The organism is Xanthomonas hydrangeae, from assembly GCF_032697525.1.
Lineage (GTDB): Bacteria > Pseudomonadota > Gammaproteobacteria > Xanthomonadales > Xanthomonadaceae > Xanthomonas > Xanthomonas hydrangeae.
The window spans coordinates 1007716-1028061 of the sequence record NZ_CP103836.1 but is presented as its reverse complement, the minus strand read 5'-3'; the positions used below and the strand labels follow the sequence as shown (position 1 = coordinate 1028061).

General features: G+C 65.1%; 18 protein-coding genes and 1 pseudogene. 17 read left to right on the top strand and 2 right to left on the bottom strand.

Annotated elements, in window-relative coordinates; translation table 11 throughout:
* Nucleotides 1-160: 160 nt before the first annotated feature.
* Nucleotides 161-898, bottom strand: a complete 738-nt coding sequence (locus tag NYR97_RS04130) for a pteridine reductase (protein ID WP_316696805.1) — start codon at nucleotides 896-898, stop codon at nucleotides 161-163.
* On the opposite strand from NYR97_RS04130, the gene NYR97_RS04125 reads away from it, so the two are divergent.
* The 3 genes and pseudogenes from NYR97_RS04125 to NYR97_RS04115 form a co-directional block, all read left to right on the top strand.
* Nucleotides 897-2150: a class I SAM-dependent methyltransferase gene (locus NYR97_RS04125; protein WP_023905133.1), complete on the top strand. Its 1254-nt coding sequence runs from the start codon at nucleotides 897-899 to the stop codon at nucleotides 2148-2150. The genes NYR97_RS04130 and NYR97_RS04125 overlap by 2 nt on opposite strands.
* Nucleotides 2138-2551: a VanZ family protein gene (locus NYR97_RS04120; RefSeq protein WP_205393707.1), complete on the top strand. Its 414-nt coding sequence runs from the start codon at nucleotides 2138-2140 to the stop codon at nucleotides 2549-2551. Before NYR97_RS04125 ends, NYR97_RS04120 begins: the two co-directional genes overlap by 13 nt.
* A 628-nt stretch (nucleotides 2552-3179) precedes the next feature.
* Nucleotides 3180-3379 (top strand): annotated as a pseudogene (locus tag NYR97_RS04115) (hypothetical protein); the annotation flags it as partial.
* A gap of 152 nt (nucleotides 3380-3531) precedes the next feature.
* On the opposite strand, the gene NYR97_RS04110 reads toward NYR97_RS04115, so the two are convergent.
* Nucleotides 3532-4392: a 2OG-Fe(II) oxygenase gene (locus tag NYR97_RS04110; protein WP_316696804.1), complete on the bottom strand. Its 861-nt coding sequence runs from the start codon at nucleotides 4390-4392 to the stop codon at nucleotides 3532-3534.
* Nucleotides 4393-4579: 187 nt separating this feature from the next.
* On the opposite strand from NYR97_RS04110, the gene NYR97_RS04105 reads away from it, so the two are divergent.
* From NYR97_RS04105 to gspN, 14 genes are all read left to right on the top strand, one after another.
* Nucleotides 4580-6058 (top strand): hypothetical protein, encoded by a 1479-nt coding sequence (locus NYR97_RS04105; RefSeq protein WP_043889440.1) that lies wholly within the window; start codon nucleotides 4580-4582, stop codon nucleotides 6056-6058.
* A 78-nt stretch (nucleotides 6059-6136) separates the two neighbouring features.
* A complete protein-coding gene (locus NYR97_RS04100) occupies nucleotides 6137-8791 on the top strand; it encodes a TonB-dependent receptor domain-containing protein (protein ID WP_316696803.1) in 2655 nt (884 codons plus the stop codon).
* A 159-nt stretch (nucleotides 8792-8950) separates the two neighbouring features.
* The gene (locus tag NYR97_RS04095; protein WP_316696802.1) at nucleotides 8951-9769 is read left to right on the top strand and encodes a type II secretion system protein N; all 819 of its coding nucleotides are present in this window, start codon (nucleotides 8951-8953) and stop codon (nucleotides 9767-9769) included.
* Nucleotides 9766-11844 carry a type II secretion system secretin GspD gene (gene gspD / locus NYR97_RS04090; RefSeq protein WP_316696801.1) on the top strand — a complete coding sequence of 693 codons (2079 nt, stop codon included), beginning with the start codon at nucleotides 9766-9768 and terminating at the stop codon, nucleotides 11842-11844. The genes NYR97_RS04095 and gspD overlap by 4 nt, the downstream gene beginning before the upstream one ends.
* 4 nt (nucleotides 11845-11848) lie before the next feature.
* Entirely contained in the window at nucleotides 11849-13336 is a 1488-nt protein-coding gene (gene gspE / locus NYR97_RS04085) for a type II secretion system ATPase GspE (RefSeq protein WP_316696800.1), read from the top strand.
* A complete protein-coding gene (gspF, locus tag NYR97_RS04080; protein WP_316696799.1) occupies nucleotides 13323-14519 on the top strand; it encodes a type II secretion system inner membrane protein GspF in 1197 nt (398 codons plus the stop codon). Before gspE ends, gspF begins: the two co-directional genes overlap by 14 nt.
* Nucleotides 14520-14547: 28 nt before the next feature.
* On the top strand, nucleotides 14548-15012 hold the full coding sequence (gene gspG, locus NYR97_RS04075; RefSeq protein WP_316696798.1) for a type II secretion system major pseudopilin GspG: 465 nt from the start codon (nucleotides 14548-14550) through the stop codon (nucleotides 15010-15012).
* A gap of 51 nt (nucleotides 15013-15063) precedes the next feature.
* Nucleotides 15064-15522 carry a GspH/FimT family pseudopilin gene (locus NYR97_RS04070; protein ID WP_425613063.1) on the top strand — a complete coding sequence of 153 codons (459 nt, stop codon included), beginning with the start codon at nucleotides 15064-15066 and terminating at the stop codon, nucleotides 15520-15522.
* Nucleotides 15506-15886, top strand: coding sequence for a type II secretion system minor pseudopilin GspI (gene gspI / locus NYR97_RS04065; protein ID WP_316696796.1), 381 nt, complete (start codon nucleotides 15506-15508; stop codon nucleotides 15884-15886). The genes NYR97_RS04070 and gspI overlap by 17 nt, the downstream gene beginning before the upstream one ends.
* Nucleotides 15883-16506, top strand: coding sequence for a type II secretion system minor pseudopilin GspJ (gspJ, locus tag NYR97_RS04060; RefSeq protein WP_316696795.1), 624 nt, complete (start codon nucleotides 15883-15885; stop codon nucleotides 16504-16506). Before gspI ends, gspJ begins: the two co-directional genes overlap by 4 nt.
* Complete coding sequence (gspK, locus tag NYR97_RS04055) at nucleotides 16503-17495, top strand: type II secretion system minor pseudopilin GspK (protein ID WP_316696794.1); 993 nt, start codon at nucleotides 16503-16505, stop codon at nucleotides 17493-17495. Before gspJ ends, gspK begins: the two co-directional genes overlap by 4 nt.
* Nucleotides 17492-18580, top strand: coding sequence for a type II secretion system protein GspL (gene gspL, locus NYR97_RS04050; protein ID WP_316696793.1), 1089 nt, complete (start codon nucleotides 17492-17494; stop codon nucleotides 18578-18580). The genes gspK and gspL overlap by 4 nt, the downstream gene beginning before the upstream one ends.
* Nucleotides 18577-19053, top strand: coding sequence for a type II secretion system protein GspM (gene gspM / locus NYR97_RS04045; protein ID WP_316696792.1), 477 nt, complete (start codon nucleotides 18577-18579; stop codon nucleotides 19051-19053). The genes gspL and gspM overlap by 4 nt, the downstream gene beginning before the upstream one ends.
* 32 nt (nucleotides 19054-19085) lie before the next feature.
* Entirely contained in the window at nucleotides 19086-19769 is a 684-nt protein-coding gene (gene gspN, locus NYR97_RS04040) for a type II secretion system protein N (protein WP_316698007.1), read from the top strand.
* The last annotated feature ends 577 nt before the right edge of the window (nucleotides 19770-20346 follow it).

The window sequence follows — 20346 nt, the reverse complement described above, 5'->3', positions numbered from 1 at the left end:
GTACCGGCAAGGCGTGGCTGACAAGGCTTGCGGATCGTCGTAGGCAGGCGTAGAAGGAGTCGCCCGGAACCGTCATGGCCGAGTCTGCAGGCAGCGCGTCATCCGCAGCGCTCATGGAGCGAGTGTACGCGGCAGCGCACCTGGCCGCCTGGACAGTTGCTCAACTGAGCTGGCGGCCACCGTCCACATGCAAGGTATGGCCAGTGACGAAGCTGGCTTCATCGAGCAACCAGCGCACTGCCTCGGCGATCTCTTCGGGCGTGCCGATGCGTGCCAGCGGCGTGCGCGCCAGCAGGGCCTGCTTAGCGTCGGAAGCCTTGCCTTCTTCCGGCCACAGAATCGCGCCGGGGGCGACCGCATTGACGCGCACCTGCGGCGCCAGTTCCAGTGCGAGCGAGCGCGTCAGCATTTCCAGCGCGCTCTTGGACGCGCCGTACAGCGGGTGATTGCGCATCGGCTGCTGGGCATGCAGATCGGTGAGGTTGACGATGGCACCGCGGTGCTGGCGCAGTTGTGCGGCCGCAGCCTGGGCGATGAAGAACGGGGCGCGCGCGTTGACTGCAAACAACTCGTCCCATTGCGCTGCGGTCGCTTCGCCCACTGCGGTGGGATAGAACGCCGAGGCGTTGTTGACCACGCCATCCAGGCGGCCGAATGCGGCGATGCAGTCGGCGACCAGTTGCGCCGGTGCCTCCGGCAAGCGCAGATCGGCGTGCAAGGCCAGCGCGCTGCCTGCGCGTTGCGCGCACAATGCGGCCACGCGCGCGCTGAGCGCGTCACCGGAGCGGTGCGCATGCAAGGCCACGCGGTAGCCGGCCGCATGCAGGGTGGTGGCGATCTGCGCGCCGATACGGCGGCCTGCGCCGGTGATCAAGACCACCTTGGAACTGTCTGTCATGGCGTACTCGCTCGGCGTTGCAAAGGGCTCGGCTATCCTGTGCATTGTCCCCGCAACCGGTGCCCGCATGCACGCCGACCTTCCCACTCCCGATTCGGACGCCTTGGCGCATAGCGACCGCCTGGCTGCGCATGTGCGCGCCGAAATCGCCGCTGCCGGCGGTGCGATCCCGTTCTCGCGTTTCATGGAGCTGGCGCTGTATGCGCCGGGTCTTGGCTATTACAGCGCCGGCTCCAGCAAATTTGGCGAGGCCGGCGATTTCGTCACCGCGCCCGAGCTTGGGCCGTTGTTCGCAGCGACCGTGTCCGGTGCGTTGGCGCCGGTGCTGCAGCAGCTCGGCCCAAGTGCCCGCGTGCTCGAAGTAGGCGGTGGCAGCGGCGCATTTGCCGAAGTCACGCTCAAGCGCCTGCTCGAGCTGGATGCGCTGCCCGAGCGTTACGCGATTCTAGAGCCCAGTGCAGACCTGCGCGAACGTCAGCGCGAGCGGTTGGGGCGCACGCTGATACCGCCGGTGTTCGATCTGGTCGAGTGGCTGGATGCACCGTTTCCGGACGATTGGGACGGCGTGCTGTTCGCCAACGAAGTGATCGATGCATTGCCCACGCCGCGCTTCGCGCTGCGCGATGGCGAGGTGTATGAGGAAACCGTGGTGCTGGATGCGCAGCAGCAGTTCGCACGTGGCGAGCAGCCGGCCGATGCGTTGCTGGGTGCAGCGGTGCGTCATCTGGAGCGCTATCTGCAGCAACCGTTCGCCGATGGCTATCGTTCGGAGTTGTTGCCGCAGTTGCCGTACTGGATTCAGGCGGTGGCCGGTGGTCTGAAGCGCGGGGCGATGTTGTTTGTCGACTACGGTTACCCGCGTGGCGAGTTCTATCGTGCACAACGCGAAGACGGCACCTTGCGTGCGTTCTATCGCCATCGCATGCATGAGGATCTGTATCGCTGGCCGGGTCTGCAGGATCTGACCGCGTCGGTAGACTTCACGGCGTTGGCCGAGGCCGGCACCGGTGCCGGTTTCGAATTGGCCGGTTACTGCACGCAATCGAGCTTTCTGCTCGGCAACGGATTGGATGCGCTATTGGCGCAGGCCGATACGCGCACTGACGAAGTAGGGCGCATGCGCTTGCGCGAGCAGATCAAACGACTGACCTTGCCCAGCGAAATGGGCGAACGATTCCAGGTGATGGGTTTTGCGCGCGATGTCGATTTTGCGCCTGCATTTCTGGCGGGCGATCTCACATGGCGGCTGTAACGTCTGCGCTGCGCCCGTTTCATCGGCCGTGGTTGTGGGTGGGTCTGTGGGTCGCGGCAATTTTCGTGGTGATTGCGGTGTGCCTGGGGCCGCCGCCGGAGTTTCCGGAGCTACCCTCTAACAGCGATAAGGCCGAGCACTTTTTGACGTTCGCGTTGTTGTGTTGGGGTGCGGTGCAATTGTTCGCCACACGTCGGGCGTTGTTGTTTGCGGCTTTCGGGTTGGTGTTGCTGGGGATCGGTATCGAGATCGCGCAAGGTGCGTTGACGACCAATCGCAGTGCTGATCCCTACGATGCGCTGGCCGATACCTTGGGCATCCTTGCCGGGTCGTGTCTTGCATGGACGCGGCTACGGTTGGTGATGTTGCGGGTGGATCAGCGGATGTTTGGGTCGCGCTGATTTTTCTGTGTTTTGCGGTTTTGGAATGACTGGCAAAACGTAGTGCTCAGGGCTGCGGCCTGGCTGCAGGGCCCTTGCCCGCCCACCATCGCGGGACACGCCGCAAGTACGTCCATGTAGGCTCTTACGCGGCATCCATGCCGCGTAAGGTCCCGCGACGGTGGGCGGGCAAGGACCAATCGAGGTGGTCGGTGTGCATGGTTGCAAGCAAGGCATGGTGTGTTGCTTGGATAACGCCGCGGCCGATCAGCTTCGCAACGCGAAGCGCAACGCGATCAACAGGCAGGCTTTCATCAAACTACCTACCAACTGTCTGGTGCGGTGTCCTCGCCGCTTGCGGGACCGTGTGGCGGCATGGATGCCGCCACCGAGCCTACAGGGACGTACTTGCGGCGTGTCCCGCGAGCGGCGAGGGCACCGCGCACTCGACTCACCAAGCTTTTGATCGCATCTAAACGGCGCTAAGACTCGAAATCTCGGTTGTCTTGAAACGCATGGAGAGTGTGGATAGATCAGTTACAGAGCGGTTGATCTGTGACTTCGCTGGAGGGCCCTTGCCCACCCACCATCGCGGGACACGCCGCAAGTACGTCCATGTAGGCTCTTACGCGGCATCCATGCCGCGTAAGGTCCCGCGACGGTGGGCGGGCAAGGACCAGTCGAGAGTTTCGGTGTGCAGGGTTTTCTACAAACCAACCAGCGAATTCTCTGGTGCGGTGTCCTCGCCGCTTGCGGGACCGTGTGGCGGCATGGATGCCGCCACCGAGCCTACATGGACGTACTTGCGGCGTGTCCCGCGAGCGGCGAGGGCACCGCGCACTCGACTAACCAAGCTTTTGAACTCAGCCTTCGACTGCCTCTAAACAACGCTGCGCCTCAGCATCGATGTCGTTGTGAGCTGATCGAGCGATGTAGATAAACTTCGTTGCAGAGCGATAGTCGTCCACCTGACGAATGCCGACCTGTTTTGATCGCTGATCTCACCCCGGCAAACGCACCGCGCGTTCGCGCAACCACTTGGTTGCGACCCACTTTTCGCCGGCTAATACCGGTGCGCCGGCATGCAGGCTGCGCGTCATCGGATGCGGGCGGTCGTAGCTGAAAAATACTGCGTTGCCTTTGACGGCGGCCACGTCCAGATGTGCATCGGGAAAGCGCGTGGCGCCGCCGCGTTCGGGCGTGTTGAGATACATCACCAGCGATGCGAGGCGTTGACCGCCGGCCTGCAACAACACCGGCGTGCCGGTGGCGGTTGGGTCGAAATAATCGTAGTGCGGCTGATATTCCGCGCCGGTGGCGTAGCGCAGCACCTGCAACCCTTCGCCGTGGTCTACCGGCCAATCGAGCAGGCGTGCGATGCGCGCTTCGATGCGCTGGCATAGCGCATCCTGGCCCAGTTGCAGACACATGCTGTGACTGGTGCGCGCGGCGTGCACGATCTGCGCGCCATTGTCGTTGTCCACCGTGCGCGAGCGTACCAGGCGTGGTTGTGCCAGTGCGATCAAGGCATCGCATTCGGCATCGGACAGAAAACCACCCAGCACCACCACGCGCGGCAGCAGCAGGCTGACCAGTACCCGCACCTGGCGGTCGCCCAGATCCAGCAGCGAGGCATCGTTGTCCTGCAACACCGCAGGCACGCGCACCGGTACCGGCAAGCTGTGTGTCACCGCATGTTGCTGGATGTGCTCACGCAGCAATGCTTCTACCGCGTCGATGGCGTCCTGCTCGTTCCAGCCCTGATCCAGTAGCGGTTGTAGCGCTTGCTCGGGCGGTTGGCCGGCCAGTGCCTGCGCAATGATCCAATCGCCCAGGGCGGCGGGAATAGTGGTCGATGTCATCGCCCTACAGTGCATGCCAACGTGTGGCAGCTTTATGTCAAATGTGTCGCGGTAAGACAAATGCAACACATAGCCCCTATAAAAGTGACGGGGATCTTGAACGTGCTCGCCACTGCAGTGCGCGGAACACCACCAATTCTTGACGACTCCTCTTCATACCGGACCTTTTGACCTGGAGATCAGCCGCATGGCCGTTCGCAACAGCAGCAAGACATTACTGATGACGTTTGGTACCGCACTGGCGCTGTCCGCCTGCGGTGGTGGTGCCGACCGCGTCGCTTCGCCTGGCGAGGGCGCGTTTCCGCCCGCACCGACACCCGCTCCTGCACCGACCCCGGCGCCGACGCCGGCACCGACGCCTGCACCCGCGCCGACCGGCCCGGCTGCGGATTGCCCGACCGGTTTTTCCAACGTCGGCACCATCGCCAACAACACGCTGCGCGCCTGCCAGTTGCCGGACACCATCACCGGCAATCTGGTTGTACCGGCACGTGCGGGCACGGCGTACTCGATCAGCGGTCGCGTCAACGTGGGTACCGACCGCGGCGGCAATGCCATCGCGCCGGCCGCTGGCAGCGCGCAGGGCATTTTGACGATCGAGCCGGGCACGACCTTGTACGGCTCGTCGGGGAGTGACTACATCGTGGTCAATCGCGGCTCGCAGATCTTTGCCGAAGGCAGCGCGACCGCACCGATCGTGTTCACCGCGCGTCAGGCGCTGGACGGCACCGTCACCGCCAATACCATCGGCCTGTGGGGCGGCATTGTGGTGTTGGGCCGCGCGGCCATCAACAACTGCCCGGGCACCACCGTGTCAGGTACGCCGGAATGTCAGGCGCAGGTGGAAGGCACCAACGCGTTTTATGGCGGCAACAGCGTCACCGACAACAGCGGTTCCATGCGCTATCTGCGCGTGATGTATTCGGGCTTCGAAATTTCGCCCAACAACGAGTTGCAAGGCATCACCCTGGCCGGTGTGGGCAACGGCACGCGTCTGGACTACGTGCAGATCCACAACAGCTCCGACGACGGCATCGAATGGTTCGGGGGTTCGGTCAACGGCAGCCACGTGGTGATCACCGGTGCCGACGACGATTCGCTGGATACCGACGCCGGCTGGAACGGCGCCTTGCAGTTCGGCATCGTGGTGCAGCGCGCCGGTGGCGGCGACCGCATGAACGAGTGGAGCAGCCTGCGTCGCCAGCCGTATTCGCGCCCGAAGGTGGCCAACTTCACCTACGTGGGCAATGCGCGCGCCGGTGCGGCGATCATGCTCAATCAGGGCACGCAGGCCGCGTTCTACAACTCGGTGTTTACGCGTCCTGCTGGTGGCACCGGCGATGGCCTGGTGTGCTTCAACCTGGCCGACGCCGACACCCTGGGCACGTTCAACTCGGTGTTCTTCGCTTGCCCGACCGCCTTCGGCAGCGATGCGCGTGCGGCCACCCAGTTTGCGGCCGGTACCAACAACGTCGCCAACGGTGTGTCCACCTTGCAGAACACCTTCGTCAATGGCGCCAACGAAACCGCCGTGCCGGCATTCCAGGGCTTGAATGGGGTGAGCAGCTTCTTCCAGCAGGTGAACTACATCGGTGGCGTGCGTGATGCCAACGACACCTGGTGGCAGGGCTGGACCTGCGGTCTGACCGCCGATCGTCCCTGCTGAGGCACAGCATCACGCGGCGACCCGATGGTCGCCGCGTGATGCGTCCAGCTTCATCTTTCAGTTGCCAGGGCTCCCACGATGCGAACCTCCGCTGTCGCCCGTCTTTCGCGGACGGGCCTGTCTCTTTCCATTTCCACCTTGCTGTTTTCCGGCGCTGCGCTGGCGCAATCGACCACCACCGATGCCGGCTCCACCGATGGCACCAGCAGCACCGCCACCAGCGCGCCCAAGCAACTCGACCAGGTCGTGGTGCGTGGCGAGTATATTCCCGAGCCGATGCTGCAGACCTCCGAGGTGGCGTCCTTCATCACCCGTGAGGACATGGAGCGCACCGGCGACAGCAGCGCAGCGGTGGCGCTGACGCGTGTCACCGGCCTGAGCCTGTCGCGCGGCAAATATGTGTATGTGCGCGGCCTGGGCGAGCGCTATTCCTCGGCCTTGTTCAACGGCTCGCCGCTGCCCAGTCCCGAGCCGATGCAGCGCGTGGTGCCGCTGGATCTGTTTCCCAGCGACGTGCTGGAAAGCGTGACCGTGCAAAAAACCTATTCGGCCGATTATCCCGGCGAATTCGGCGGTGGCGTGATCGATCTGCAATCGATGGCGGTGCCGGACAAGCCGTTTCTGTCGCTGACCGTGGGCGGCGGCGTCAACAGCGTCAGCACCGGCGAAAAAGGCCTGACCTACTACGGCTCCGGCGATGACGAGTGGGGCTATGACGATGGCACGCGCAAGCAGCCTGCCGCGTTGCGCGATGCGATCCAGAGCGGCCGGCGCGTGGATCTGGGCAGCTTCTCGCGCGAGGACATCCGCAGCATCGGCCGCAGCTTGAACAATGCCAACCTGTATGTGCTGCAGGAAAAGGACAGCATCGCCCCGGACGTCAATGTCGGCGGCAGCGCCGGCTACAGCATGGACGTGGGCGAAGCCAAGCTGGGCATCATTGCAGTGGCCAGTTACGACAACGAATGGCGCACGCGCACCGGCAAGCAGCAGGACGGCATCTTTGTCGGCGACACGGTCGAGTTCAATTCCAATTACGACTTCGCCACCACCCGCAACAACGTGCGCACCAACGGCATGCTGGGCCTGGGCTGGGAATACGGCCGCCACACCATCGGCTGGACCACCCTGTATGTGCACGACGCCTTGAAGGTGGCGCGCAGCCGCGCCGGCCGCGATGAGCTGGCCGGTTTCGATGTGCGCGACGACAACACCGAGTGGTACGAGCGCCAGCTGATCAACAACCAGTTGCGCGGTACGCATGCCTTCGGGCAATACGATGACTTGAAGATCGAATGGCGCGCAGCGGTGGCCAATGCCAGCCGCGATGTGCCGTACGAGACCGGCATTCGTTACGAGCTGCTGGATGGCTACTGGGCGCACGATGCCTCGCGCGTACAGAACTACACCCGTTTCAGCAAGGTCGACGACACCGTGGCCAGCGGCGGCGTGGATGTGACCTGGCGCTTGCCGATCGAGCACGACCTCACCGTCAAGGGGGGACTGGCTTATCTGGACAACGACCGCACGGCGTGGAGTCGCGAATTCCGCTTTCTGGCGCTGGACGGCCCGATGCCGTTCTACAACCAGTTCCAGCGTGTGGATTACCTGATCTCCGACTACAACCTCAGCAACGATCTGCTGCGCCTGCGCGAAACCACCGGCAGCTTCGGTGCGGCCGCGTACGATGCGACCTTGAAGGTCAAGGCGGCGTATCTGCAGGCCGAGGGCGACATCGTGCCGACCCTGCGCGCCACCGTCGGTGTGCGTTACGAAGACGCCACGCAGGCGGTGCATCCGTACGACATCTTCAGCGGCACGCGCCAGGACAGCGTGGCACCGTTGGAAAACAGCTACGCGCTGCCATCGGCCACGGTGACCTGGAATTTTGCCGAAAACCAGCAGCTGCGCTTCGGTGCCTCCAAGACCATCGCACGGCCGCAGTTCCGCGAAATGGCGCCGCAGCAGTATCTGGATCCGGATATCGACCGCCAGTTCTTCGGCAACCCGTTCCTGATCGATAGCGAGCTGGTCAATCTGGATGCGCGCTACGAGTGGTTCTTCGAGCCGGGCCAGTACGTCACCGTTGGCGCGTTCTACAAGAGCATCGACAAGCCGATCGAAGCCATCGTCAACGATGCGCCCGGTGGCGGCATCGTGCAGAGCTTCATCAATGCGCCCAAAGCCACGCTGTACGGCGTCGAGCTGGAAGCCAAGAAGTATCTGGACCTGCCGATCGCGGGCGATTGGTGGCGCGACAACCGGGTGTTCGTGTCCGGCAACTACACGCGCACCAAGTCGGAAGTGAGTGCCAGCGATGGCGACACCGTGCAGCCGTTCGGCTTCACTGCGCCGGTGCAGGCGACCTTGTTCGTCCGCGATGGCTCGGCCTTGCAGGGGCAGTCCGACGACATCGCCAACCTGCAGATCGGTGTGGAAAGCGAAAGCACCCACAGCCAGGCCACGTTGATCGCCAACTATGTCGGCGAGCGGGTGTCGGCGCGTGGCCGCCCGGGGCAGCCGGATTACATCGACAAGCCCGGCACCTCGCTGGATCTGGTGATCAAGAAGGGCCTGGTATGGTCGGGCAACACGCTGTCGTTGAACTTTGCGGCACGCAATCTGCTCAAGACCAAGTATCAGGAATACCAGAGCCTGGGCAGCAACCGGGTGGACCTGTACGAGTACCAGCCCGGCGTGACGTATGACCTGAGTGTGACAGCGCGCTTCTGATCCAACGCGTGCTGCTGTCAATACAAACGCCCGCTGTGCATCGCATGGCGGGCGTTTTGCGTTTGATGGTGTGTCGCCGTGTGTCGGCATGTGTCATCGGTTTCTTCGAACTGACACATTGCTGCCGCATTCTGTCATCCGACCGCAATCCTGAGACGGATGTCCGCTTTGCAGCGCGTTTTGCCCTCCTCGAAACCCCTGATGACGCTGCGTGGTGTACGCACCGCGTTGGCCTGCGTGCTGCTTGCGGTGTTGTCGCTGCAGTGCGCGCGCTTGCTGTGGGTGTTGATCACACCGATCGGACCGCTGGGCACTGGCCAGGTCGCCACGGTAGCTAATGCGGATGTGCCCGCACTGCGCCGCGATGTGTTCTATCGCAGCGTGCCCGAGAGCAACAGCGACGGCATCGTGTTGCATGGGGTACGCGCAGGCGGTAGGCAAGCGGCCGCGTTTTTGAGCAATGGCGATGGCAAGCAAGGCGCGTATCGCGTTGGCGATGCCGTGGTGCCTGGCGTGGTGGTGCACGCGATCGCGAGCGATCACGTGTTGCTGCGTGCAAGCAACGGCGTGCGGCGTCTGGCGTTGGTCGAATCCACGGCGTCGTCGTCGCCGAGCGCATCGCCTGCAACGAGCGCGACAGCGGCGACAAGCGCGGCACCTGCGGTGATGTCGAATGTCGGCACAGTGGCTGGCGCGGCTGCAGCCACGGCCGTCGACCCGCAACAACTGCTGACGACCGCCGGCTTGCGTGCAAGTACGGATGGCAGCGGCTTTACCGTGATGCCGCGCGGCGATGGCGCACTGCTGCGCCAGGCCGGCCTGGCACCGGGCGATGTACTGACCCAAATCAATGGCCGCACGCTCGATGCCGAACACCTGCGCGAGCTGCAGGACGAACTGCGCGATGGCCAGGCGGCCACGCTGACCTACCGCCGCGACGGCCAGACCCACACCATGACCTTGAAGCGCCCGCAATGACTGCTGTTCGCCCCGTATGGCTGCTTTCAGCCACGTTGTTGCTTGCACTGCCGGCAGTGCCGATGGTGTCGCTGCATGCCGCCGACGCGCCGGCCGTGCGCTTGCAAGATGTGGACCTGCGTGCCTTCATCCAGGATGTGTCGCGTGCCACCGGCATCACCTTCATCGTGGACACGCGCGTGCAGGGCACGGTCAATGTGGCGCGTGCGCAGGCGATGTCGGAAGAGGACCTGCTCGGCATGCTGCTGGCGGTGTTGCGTGCCAACGGCTTGATTGCGGTCTCCAGTGGTCCTTCGACCTATCGCATCATTCCCGACGATACCGCAGCGCAACAGCCCGGCAGCGCAGCCAACGGCAACCTGGGATTTGCCACGCAGGTGTTCACCCTGCAACGCGTGGATGCGCGCAGCGCCGCGGAGATTCTCAAGCCCCTGATCGGGCGCGGCGGGGTGATCATGGCGATGCCGCAAGGCAATAGTCTGCTGATTGCCGACTACGCCGACAATCTGCGCCGCGTGCGCGGCCTGGTCGCGCAGATCGACACCGACCGCGCGGCGATCGATACGGTGACCTTGCGCAATAGCTCGGCGCAGGAACTTGCACGCACGCTGACCTCGCTGTTCGGGCAGGCCGGCGAGCGCAGCAATGTGCTGTCGGTGTTGCCGGTGGACAGCAGCAATTCGCTGATCGTACGCGGCGATCCGGCGCTGGTGCAGCGCGTGGTGCGCACTGCGGTGGATCTGGATGGGCGCGCCGAGCGGCGTGGCGATGTCAGCGTGGTGCGTCTGCAACACGCCAGTGCCGAGCAACTGCTGCCCGTGTTGCAGCAGCTGGTCGGGCAGGCGCCAGGCAATGACGGGCAGCCTGGGCAGGATGCGCGCCCGACTGCCGTGGATGTGGCTGCCGCTGCCGGTGGTGCACAGACGCAGGTGATTGCACCGGCTGCCGGCAAGCGCCCGGTGATCGTGCGCTACCCCGGCTCCAATGCCTTGATCATCAACGCCGACCCGGAAACCCAGCGCGCCTTGATGGATGTCATCCGTCAGCTGGACGTGCATCGCGAGCAGGTGCTGGTCGAAGCGATCGTGGTGGAGATCTCCGACACCGCTGCCAAGCGCCTGGGCGTGCAGCTGCTGCTAGCCGGCCGCAATGGCACGGTGCCGTTGATCGCCACGCAATACAGCGGTGCAGCGTCGGGCATCGTGCCGCTGGCCGCTGCGGCTGCCGGCACGCGCAGCAACAATGGCGAAGAAGATTCGGTGCTGGAGCAGGCGCGCAATGTGGCCGCGCAATCGTTGCTGGGGTTGAGCGGTGGCTTGATCGGCCTGGCCGGGCAAAGCAACGATGCGGTGTTCGGCATGATCATCGATGCGGTCAAGAGCGACACCGGCTCCAACCTGCTGTCCACACCGTCGATCATGACGCTGGACAACGAGCAGGCGCGCATCCTGGTGGGCCAGGAAGTGCCGATCACCACCGGCGAAGTGCTGGGCACCGCCAACGTCAATCCGTTCCGCACCATCCAGCGCCAGGATGTGGGCGTGCAGCTGGAAGTGCGCCCGCAGATCAATACCGCCGGCGGCATCACCCTGGCGATCAAGCAGGAAGTCTCGGCGATCGCCGGGCCGGTCAGCGCGCAGTCCTCGGAGCTGGTGTTCAACAAGCGCCAGATCGAAACCCGCGTGGTGGTGGAAAACGGCGCCATCGTCGCGCTCGGCGGCCTGCTCGACCAGAACGACCGGCAGACCGTGGAGAAGGTGCCGCTGCTGGGCGACGTGCCCGGGCTGGGCGCGCTGTTCCGGCACAAGTCGCGCAATCGCGACAAGACCAACCTGATGGTGTTCATCCGCCCGACCATCATCCGCGACGCGGCCGATGCGCAGCGCATGACCGCACCGCGCTACAGCTATCTGCGCGATCGCCAGTTGGCCGATGGCGACCCGGAAGCCGCGCTCGATGCACTGGTGCGCGACTACCTGCGCGCACAGCCGCCCCAGCTGCCGGCTGCGCCCTCGTCGGCCGTGCCTGCACCGGCAGCAACGCCTGCGCCCGGCGCGCGTCCCGTGCAGCGCTGATGCCATGAACACTGCGCGCGCCAGCATTTCCTATGCGTTCGCCAAGCGCCACGGCGTGGTGCTGCTCGGCAGCGACAGCGCCGCGCAGATCGGCCTGCGCGAAGGCGGCGATGTGCAGGCCCTGATCGAGCTGCGGCGTGCGCTGGGCCTGCCATTGCAGGTACGCACGCTGGCACCGTCGGTCTTCGACCGGCACGTGTCGGAGACCTACGCCGATGCCGGCATGGAGCAGGGCGTGCAGGTGGAGGCGCTGGACCTGCACGGCAGCCTGGATTCGTTGATCGACGACATCCCCACTGCCGATCTGCTCGACAGCCAGGACGATGCGCCGATCATCCGTTTGATCAACGGCATCATCGCCGAGGCCGCGCGCCTGGGCGCTTCGGACGTGCATCTGGAATCCTATGAATCGCGCCTGCGCGTGCGGCTGCGCGTGGATGGCGTGATGCGCGAAGCGGCGACCTTGCCCGGACGCATTGCTCCGCTGCTGGTGTCGCGCGTGAAGGTGATGGCACGCCTGGATATCGCCGAAAAACGCATTCCGCAAGATGGCCGCGTGTCGTTGGTGATGGGTGCCAAAGCGTTGGATGTACGTGTCTCCACGCTGCCTACGCGCAGCAGCGAGCGCGTGGTGCTGCGAATTCTGGACAAGGAGCAGGGCACGCTGTCGTTGGCACAGTTGGGCATGCCGCCGGCGGTGATGCACACCGTGCAGCGCGCCTTGCAGGTGCCCAACGGCATCGTGCTGGTCACTGGGCCGACCGGTTCGGGCAAGACCACCACGCTGTATGCGGCGCTGAGCCTGCTCAACGATGGCTCGCGCAATATCCTCACGGTGGAAGACCCGGTGGAATACGCCATCGACGGTGTCGGTCAGACCCAGGTCAACGCGCGCGTGGGCATGACGTTTGCGGCCGGCTTGCGCGCGATCCTGCGGCAGGATCCGGACGTGGTGATGATCGGCGAGATCCGCGACACCGAAACCGCGCAGATTGCCGTGCAGGCCAGTCTGACCGGCCACCTGGTGCTGTCCACCGTGCACACCAACGATGCGGTGGGTGCGGTCACGCGCCTGCGCGACATGGGTATCGAACCGTTTCTGCTGGCATCGAGCCTGCGATTGATTCTGGCGCAGCGGCTGGTGCGGCGCCTGTGCACGCAGTGCCGCGCACCGCGCCCGCTGGATGCCGGCACGTGCCAGATGTTGGATGCCACGGACGCGGCAACGATCTATAGCGCAGTGGGCTGCACGGCCTGCCACCACAGCGGTTATGCCGGGCGCGTGGGCATTTACGAAGCCATCGCGGTGGACGATGCGATGCGGCGCCTGATCGGCGACAACGCCGACGAAGACGCGTTGGCGGCGGTGGCCTTTGCACGCGTACCGCGCCTGGGCGATGCCGCGCGCGCGGCGGTGCTCCAGGGTCTCACCACATTGGAAGAAGCGTTGCGCGTCACCCGCCAACAGGACGATGCGCATGCCTCGGTTTGATTACACCGTGCTCGATCTGCACGGGCACAGCCGCCAGGGCGTGATCACTGCCGACAACGCGCACAGTGCGCGTGCGCAGTTGGAACAGCGGCAGTGGGTACCGGTGCGCGTGGAGGCGGCGGTAGCGACCAGCAGCGTGCGCCCGGCGCGTTTCAGCGGCAAGGATCTGGTGTTGTTCACCCGCCAGCTCGCCACACTGGTGGAGACCGCGCCGCTGGAAGAAGCGCTGCGCACCATCGGCACCCAGTCCGAACGCCGCGGCGTGCGCCGGGTCACCAGCCAGACGCACGGGCTGGTGGTCGAAGGCTTTCGTCTGTCCGATGCGATGACGCGCCAGGGCAACGCGTTTCCGCCGCTGTATCGCGCGATGGTGGCCGCGGGCGAAAGCGCCGGTGCGTTGCCGCAGGTGCTGGAGCGTCTGGCGGACTTGCTGGAACGGCAGGCGCAGGTGCGCAGCAAGTTGCAGTCTGCACTGGTCTACCCGGCGGCGTTGGCCTTGACCGCCGGTGCGGTGGTGATCGTGCTGATGACCTTCGTGGTGCCCAAGGTGGTGGACCAGTTCGATTCGATGGGGCGTGCGTTGCCGTTGCTGACGCGCATGGTGATTGGCGTCTCCAACTTTCTGTTGCATGCGGGCATTCCGTTGCTGGTGGCGTTGGTCATTGCGGTGATCGCGGCGCTGCGGTTGCTCAAGCGCCCGGAGCTGCGCCTGGCGGCCGATCGCGCGGTGCTGCGTGCGCCCTTGCTCGGCAGGTTGATCCGCGATCTGCACGCCGCACGCATGGCGCGCACCCTGGCCATCATGGTCAACAGCGGGCTGCCGTTGATGGAAGGCTTGATGATCGCCGCGCGCACGGTCGACAACCGCGCGTTGCGGCTGGCCACAGACAACATGGTCACCGCGATCCGTGAGGGCGGCAGCCTGGCCGCGGCGATGAAGCGGGCCGGCGTCTTTCCACCGACGCTGTTGTACATGGCCTCCAGCGGCGAAAACAGCGGGCGCCTGTCGCCGATGCTGGAACGCGCCGCCGATTATCTGGAGCGCGAATTCGCCTCGTTCACCACCGCGGCGATGAGCCTGCTGGAGCCGGCCATCATCGTGCTGCTCGGCGGCGTGGTGGCGGTGATCGTGCTGTCGATCCTGCTGCCCATCCTGCAATTCAACACCCTCGCGCTTGGTTGAGCGCGGCCGCTTATCCCTGGAGATCCTCATGCAGTCCATCCATCCTCGCGCACGCATCGGCTTGCTCACATCGCGCGGGCGCATGCGCGGCTTCACCCTGGTCGAGTTGATGGTGGTGATCGTCATCATCGGCCTGCTGGCCACGGTGGTGATGATCAACGTGATGCCCAGCCAGGACCGTGCCATGGTGGAAAAGGCGCGCGCCGATGTGGCGGTGCTGGAACAGGCACTGGAAACCTATCGGTTGGACAACCTCAGCTACCCGAGTACCGAACAAGGTTTGCAGGCGCTGCTCAGTGCACCGGGCGGATTGACCCGGCCCGAGCGGTATCGCCAGGGCGGCTATATCCGCCGCCTGCCGGAAGATCCATGGGGCCATGCGTATCAGTACCGTCGCCCGGGCCGCAGTGGTGGCTTCGATGTGTACTCGTTCGGCGCCGATGGCGTGGAAGGCGGCGACGTCGACAATGCCGATATCGGCAACTGGCGCTGAGTTGCAACGGTGCTCGCGCAGACGGCCACCGCAAGACCATCACCCGTGCGCATGTCGCCTGCGCGCACGCGTGGCTTCACCTTGCTCGAACTGCTCGTGGTGTTGGTGATCACCGCACTCGCCAGCACCTTGGTGGTGATGACCTTGCCCGATACGCGGCGCGATCTGCACGACCAGGCCGATGCTTTGGCCAGCGCGCTGCTGCACGCACGCGACGAGGCGATCCTGAGCCTGCGCATGGTCGAGGTGACCGTCGATGCGGGTGGATATGCATTCCGACGTCAGGCGCAGCAGCGTTGGGTGCCGCTGGATGAAAAACCTTTCGTTGCCATGCGTTGGCCGGATGGCGTGCAGACCGCATTGCCGGTTGGCGGCACGCAAGTGAGCGTGCGTTTCGATCCTACCGGCGCGGCGACGCCGCAACGTATCGCGCTGGCTGACGGTCAACAGCAGGTGCAGGTCTTGGTGGATGCAGCCGGCGTGGTGCGGGTCGATGCGCCACAACGCTAATCGCCATGACAGCGCTGGATTTTCGCTACTCGAACTGATGGTCGCGCTGGCGATCTTCGGTATGGCCGTGGTTGGCTTGCTGAATTTGTCCGGCGAAAGTACGCGCACTGCGGCGGTGCTGGAAGAACGTGCGTTTGCTGCGGTAGTTGCAGAGAATCAGGCAGTCGAAGCGATGCTTGCGCCTACGGCCGCAGCGCTGGCGCCGGCGAATGGGCAAGAGGCACTGGGCGGACGCACATGGGACTGGCAGCGAACGTCGATGCCGGCCGGCGGCGCAGGCGTTGTGCGGATCCAGGTGCAGGTGCGGGCTGCAGCCCAGGCGCAGGAAATCGCCAGCCTCAGCGTCTTGCGGAGCGCCGAATGATCCGCGCACGTCGTGCCGCAGTGTGTACCCATGGCAGTGCCGGCTTCACCTTGATCGAGCTGCTGGTCGCACTGGCGGTATTCGCATTGGTGGCAGTCGCGGCAGTGGTGGTGATGCGGCAGAGCATCGATCAGCGCGATGCGGTGCGTGCACGCCTGCAGCAGATTCGCGAGTTTCAACTTGCGCACGGTCTGCTACGCAGCGATCTACAACAGGCCGCAGTGCGGCGCACGCGCAATAGCGAGGGTGGCGCTGCACGCACCGCGTTCATTGCAAGCCCGCCGGGTGTGTCTGGGCCGTTGTTTGGCTTTGTGCGGCGCGGTTGGAGCAACCCGGATCAGACGCCGCGCGCGTCATTGCAATACGTCGAATACCGCCTGGTCGATGGACGCCTGGAGCGCAGTGCACGCCCAGCACTCGACGGCGCTGTCGCCGGCACGCCGCAGGTGGTGTTGCACGGTGTGCGCTCTGCAGTCGTGGGCTTTCATTACCGCGCGCAATGGAGCGATGGATGGAGTGGTGGGCTCGACGCACTGCCGGATGCGATTTCGCTGGAGCTGGATCTGGAGCAATGGGGCCGCGTGCGCCAGTTGTTCCTGCTGCCGGAGGGGCGCGGATGACGGCCTTGAACGCACGCACGCAGCAACGCGGCGTCGCACTGCTGACGGTGTTGTTGCTGGTCGCGGTGATGACGCTGCTGATGGTGGCGGTGCTGGACGATCTGCGCTTCGGTCTGCGTCGTAGCGGCAATGGCGAGGCGATGACGCAGGCGCAGTGGTACGCGCTGGGCACCGAAACCGTTGCGCGGCAACGTCTGCAGGCATTGGCCAGGCGCGACCCGATGCGCACCACGCTGGAGGGCGGCTGGAACGATCAACCGATCACCTTCCCGCTGGACGACGGCGCGGTGAGCGTGCGTTTGCGCGACCGCGGCGGCTGCTTCAATCTCAACAGTGTGGTCGCCGGCGCTCCCGAGCAATGGCAACGCAACGACGAGGGCACACGCCAATACGTCGCGTTGCTGCAGGTGCTCGGCATCGCGCCGCACCAGGCGCAGGCCTTGAGCGATGCGCTGGTGGACTGGATCGACAGCGACAGCCAACCCGGTGCGCAGGGCGCCGAAGACGATCGTTACCTGCAACTGGCAGTGCCGTTGCGCACCGGGGCGACCTTGCTGGCGGGCGTCAGCGAACTGCGCGCCATCGCCGGCTATACGCCGCAGGTGATCGCGCAGCTGCGGCCGTATGTGTGTGCATTGCCGGAGGGGCGCTTGTCGCCGATCAATATCAATACGCTCAGCCTGGAAGAGGCACCGGTGTTGGTGGCGCTGACCGAAGGCGCGTTGGGATTGCCAGCTGCGCGACGCGTCATTGCCGCGCGGCCGGCCGGAGGATGGCGCGACGCCAAGACGTTCCTGAGCCAGCCTGCGCTGATACAGGCCGAGCCTTCCAACGCCGTATTGGCACAATTCGCACTACGCACCAGCTATTTCTCCCTCTACAGCCAGGTCGACCATGCCGGCGCGCAGGTCATGCTGGATGCCTTGTTGCAGCAAGATCCTGCGGGGCGTGTGCGGCTGGTGGCACGCCAATGGAGTTCCGACGAATGAGTACCACCTTGCTGTTGCTGACCGACGATGCCACTGCGCAAGCCATTGCCGTGCGCGTCGATGCGCACGGCCAGGTGCTGTCGCAACGCGCGGCCAGCGCGCCGTTTGAAGCGTCTGCACGCTGCGTGCTGGTGGTGCCGGGCGTGGACGTGCAGTTGCGCTGGCTGACATTGCCTGGCCGCAGCATCGCGCAATCGGTTGCCGCCGCACGCCTGCAACTGGCCGAGCACCTGGCCGTGGAGACGCAGACCTTGCATGTGGTGATCGCCGAGACTGCCGAAGCCGATGGCACGCGCCTGGTGGCTGCGGTGGAGAGCGCGGTGATGCAGCAGTGGTTGGCGCGCGCAGCGCAGCTAGGCGTCACCCCCGATGCCGTGGTGCCCGATTGCCTGCTGCTAGAGCCCGGCGCCGACGCTGCGGCGGCAGTGATGGACTGGGATGGCCGCTGGCTGATCCGCGCCGCAGGCCTGGCCTGCAGCCTGGAGCCCGAGGTTGCACGCATGCTGCTGGGCGAGCGCGCACCGGTACAGCCGGCAACGTCCGATCCTGCGCTGACGATCGCCTGCTTTGCCCGATGCGCCACACGTGCGCCGATCAATCTGCTGCAGCAGGCATTCGCCGCAAAGCCGGCCACTGCGCAGATGGTCACGCCGCGTCGTCTTGCGGCGTTGGCTGCGCTGGTGTTGCTGTCGCCACTGTTGCTGATGCTGGCGCAGACGCTGCGCTACGAGATCGGTGCGCGCATGCTGCAGTCGCGCGCCGCCGCGCAGTTGAGCGTGCACGACGCAGCGGCGGTGCCGGCAGCGCTGCAGGCACGTCGGCATGCGGGCGCAGCGGTCGATACCCTGGCGGTGCAGCTCGGCACCTTGTTCGCCGCAGTCGATGCCATTCCCGCTGCCGAACTGGATCAGCTCGACTATCAATCCGCACAGCCGTTGCGGGCCACATTGCTGCATACCGATGCCGCCAGCGTGCAGCAGCTATCCGCGCGGCTGGCCGAGGCAGGGTGGAAGTTGCAAGCTGGCACCAGTCAGAGCGAGGACGATCGCCTGCGCACGCCATTCGTGCTGGAGCCCCTGCGATGAGTGCACGTCTGCAACGCGGGATGCAGTGGTGGCAAACGCGTGCGCCGCGCGAGCGGGTGATGCTGGGCGTGATGTGTGCCGCAGTGGCCGCGTTCGTCGGTTGGTATGCGCTTTACCTGCCGCTGCGGCACTGGCGTGTACAGGCGCAGGCGCGTTACGCAGATGCGGCGCAGATGGTACTGGATGCATCCGCGCAGAGGTCGGCAACCAAGCGTCCCATCGCAGCGGGCACAGCTGGGCTGGCCGAGATCATCGCAAGCAGTGCACGCGATGCCGGTATCGGCATCACCTCGCAGCAGCGCAGCGCTGGGGGCGGCGTGGAAGTGAAGATCGATGGGGTGAGCGCTACCACCTTGTTCGCCTGGCTGGAGCGGCTGCGGCAAGCACATGGCCTGGTACCGATGCTGCTGAGCATCGTGCGCGACCAGGGCCAACTGCGGGTACGCTGCGGGTTTGCGGAGCCCGCACCGTGACGCGCACGCGTTGGATTCTGGTATTTGCACTGATGTTGTTGGTCGCAATGCTGGCATGGCTGCCACTGCGCCTGGTGCTGCCACGCGAAGGGCTGCCGTTCTCGGTCCTGGACGTGGAAGGGCCGGTATGGGCCGGCACGTTGCGGCAGGTGCAATGGCAAGGCATCGCGTTCGGCGATGTCACGGTGCGGCCGCGCGTCTGGCCGTTGTTGCGTGGCGAGCGTCAGGTGCACTTGCAGACCACGCAGCTGCAACTGCTGCTGATGGATGGCACGCAACACGGTATCGGCGATGCGCAAGGGCAGCTGCTGGTACGTCAGCCAGCGGGCATGGCGTTGATCGATCTGGCGTTGGAGCTGCAGCAGGTGGATCTGCTGTTCGATGCCACCGGCTGCGTGCAGGCAGGTGGGCGGGTCGGCCTGCAACTGCTGGCGAGTGGCGCGGGCGAGCTGCCGGGCTTGCCGCCGTTGCGGTTGTCCGGGCAACCGGTGTGCGTGGACGACACGGCGGTGCTGACGCTGCTGCCGGACGCCGCGCTGCCTGCAGGCGTGCAGGCCAGCGCACAGCTGCAACTGTGGCGCGACGGACGCTGGCAGCTGCAGTCGCGCGTCGATCCGGGTCAGGACGCGGTGTTGGGTGTGGGCCTGCAATTGCTGGGCTTCGCCGCCACCCCGGAGCGCACCTTGTTGCGCATCGACCAGGGTCAACTGCGCTGAGCGCAGCTTTGCCTGCTACGCGCCAGGCACTCTTTCTTCTGCACCATTAGCGTGCATGTGTGGCGGCCGGTGTCTTCGTCCAGGCCGATGTAGCGCCACACCCGATCCGTCCGCTGACAACGTTGTCGCCGTTTCGCAGCCTGCAGTCATCGCGGCAGTCGACCGGCTGTAGTGATGAAGCGCACGTATCGCGTTCGGTCACGCAGGAGCCCGGAATGATGGACTGTGATGCAGCTTCCACCCATTCCGCTGCGCCGTACATAGTCCGGAGCCGGCAAAAAGTGGTCTGGTGTCTGTGAATTGGTTACTGACTGGTCCTATGACAACGATACCCGGGCTGCACCCGGATGATCCGGCGCGCACCACTAAAACCCGTTAAAAGATGGATTGAAGCCCGAATCCGGCAGCGCCATCGAACTCTTTCGATAGTGACTGTTGACAGAATCTTTTAAAGACCATAAGAATCAAATCCACTGAATTGGTATTTGCCAGTCAGGGCCGTTGATCAGCAATGGCATGCGATGTCCGTCCTGGGAGGGGGCGGCATCGGCACCCACGGGGGGCCGTACGGGGTGTG

Bases quoted from the DNA above. Each gene is read 5' to 3' on its own strand.
- NYR97_RS04125 (WP_023905133.1), top strand. From the start codon at position 897: ATGGCGTACTCGCTCGGCGTTGCAAAGGGCTCGGCTATCCTGTGCATT.
- NYR97_RS04130 (WP_316696805.1), bottom strand. From the start codon at position 898: ATGACAGACAGTTCCAAGGTGGTCTTGATCACCGGCGCAGGCCGCCGT.
- NYR97_RS04120 (WP_205393707.1), top strand. From the start codon at position 2,138: ATGGCGGCTGTAACGTCTGCGCTGCGCCCGTTTCATCGGCCGTGGTTG.
- NYR97_RS04110 (WP_316696804.1), bottom strand. From the start codon at position 4,392: ATGACATCGACCACTATTCCCGCCGCCCTGGGCGATTGGATCATTGCG.
- NYR97_RS04105 (WP_043889440.1), top strand. From the start codon at position 4,580: ATGGCCGTTCGCAACAGCAGCAAGACATTACTGATGACGTTTGGTACC.
- NYR97_RS04100 (WP_316696803.1), top strand. From the start codon at position 6,137: ATGCGAACCTCCGCTGTCGCCCGTCTTTCGCGGACGGGCCTGTCTCTT.
- NYR97_RS04095 (WP_316696802.1), top strand. From the start codon at position 8,951: ATGTCCGCTTTGCAGCGCGTTTTGCCCTCCTCGAAACCCCTGATGACG.
- gspD (WP_316696801.1), top strand. From the start codon at position 9,766: ATGACTGCTGTTCGCCCCGTATGGCTGCTTTCAGCCACGTTGTTGCTT.
- gspE (WP_316696800.1), top strand. From the start codon at position 11,849: ATGAACACTGCGCGCGCCAGCATTTCCTATGCGTTCGCCAAGCGCCAC.
- gspF (WP_316696799.1), top strand. From the start codon at position 13,323: ATGCCTCGGTTTGATTACACCGTGCTCGATCTGCACGGGCACAGCCGC.
- gspG (WP_316696798.1), top strand. From the start codon at position 14,548: ATGCAGTCCATCCATCCTCGCGCACGCATCGGCTTGCTCACATCGCGC.
- NYR97_RS04070 (WP_425613063.1), top strand. From the start codon at position 15,064: ATGTCGCCTGCGCGCACGCGTGGCTTCACCTTGCTCGAACTGCTCGTG.
- gspI (WP_316696796.1), top strand. From the start codon at position 15,506: ATGCGCCACAACGCTAATCGCCATGACAGCGCTGGATTTTCGCTACTC.
- gspJ (WP_316696795.1), top strand. From the start codon at position 15,883: ATGATCCGCGCACGTCGTGCCGCAGTGTGTACCCATGGCAGTGCCGGC.
- gspK (WP_316696794.1), top strand. From the start codon at position 16,503: ATGACGGCCTTGAACGCACGCACGCAGCAACGCGGCGTCGCACTGCTG.
- gspL (WP_316696793.1), top strand. From the start codon at position 17,492: ATGAGTACCACCTTGCTGTTGCTGACCGACGATGCCACTGCGCAAGCC.
- gspM (WP_316696792.1), top strand. From the start codon at position 18,577: ATGAGTGCACGTCTGCAACGCGGGATGCAGTGGTGGCAAACGCGTGCG.
- gspN (WP_316698007.1), top strand. From the start codon at position 19,086: ATGTTGTTGGTCGCAATGCTGGCATGGCTGCCACTGCGCCTGGTGCTG.